At 68.8% G+C, this 876-nt stretch carries 1 protein-coding gene; it reads right to left on the bottom strand.

Annotated features, from left to right (window positions below):
• The coding region (locus ACOV8S_RS09495) for a carbohydrate ABC transporter permease (RefSeq protein WP_448317410.1) at positions 1-870 on the bottom strand (870 nt) is incomplete at its 3' end.
• Positions 871-876: the final 6 nt, after the last annotated feature.

Below are 876 nucleotides of genomic sequence, written 5' to 3'. Positions count from 1 at the left end.
GCCCTTGACGGCGCCCGCCATGACACCGCTGACGATCTGTCGGCCGAAGACGATGAACATCACCAGCAGGGGCAGGGTGCCCAGCAGCGCGCCCGCCATGATGAGGGACTGGTCGCGGATGTAGCCCGCGCTGAGCTGGGTGAGCGCGACGGGGACCGTGGGGTTGGTCATGTCGAGCACGACGAACGGCCAGAAGAAGTCGTTCCAGGCGTGCACGAAGGTGATCATGAACAGGACCGCCATCGCGGGCCGCGCGACGGGGAGCACGATGCTCCAGAAGATGCGCAGCGAGTGGGCGCCGTCGATGCGGCCGGCCTCGACGAGTTCGTCGGGCAGCGCCTCCGAGAGGTACTGGCGCATGAAGAACACGCCGACCGCGCTCACCAGCGTCGGGAAGATGACGGCGGGCAGCTGCTGCGACCATCCCAGCTCGGCCATCATCATGAACAGCGGCACGACGCCCAGCTGCGGCGGGACCATCATGGTGCCGATGACCAGCATCAGCAGGACGTTGCGTCCCTTGAAGCGCAGCTTGGCGAAGGCGAATCCGGCCAGCGTCGCAAACATCACCGTGGACAGGGCGATGACGCCGGCCACGATCAGGCTGTTGAGCATGGCCTTGCCCATCGCCGCCTCGTCCCAGGCGCGGGCCAGGTTGCTGAAGAGGTTGGGGCCGGGAAGGAACGGCGGCGGGGTCTCGCTGACGCGGGTGTTGTCGGTGGACGCCGCCACCATCGTCCAGTACAGCGGGAAGATCGACAGGAGCGCCGTGATCCCGAGCAGGATGTAGGCGAGCGGGCCCGCGTGGTGCTGGCGGCCGGCGCGCGGGCGCAGCGCGAAACGGCCGGGGCGGCCGGTGGGGGGCTTCACCGGGGT

The organism is Streptomyces sp. CO7 (assembly GCF_053474865.1).
The sequence above is the reverse complement of the archived record's forward strand: the minus strand, read 5'-3'. Positions and strand labels throughout refer to the sequence as shown.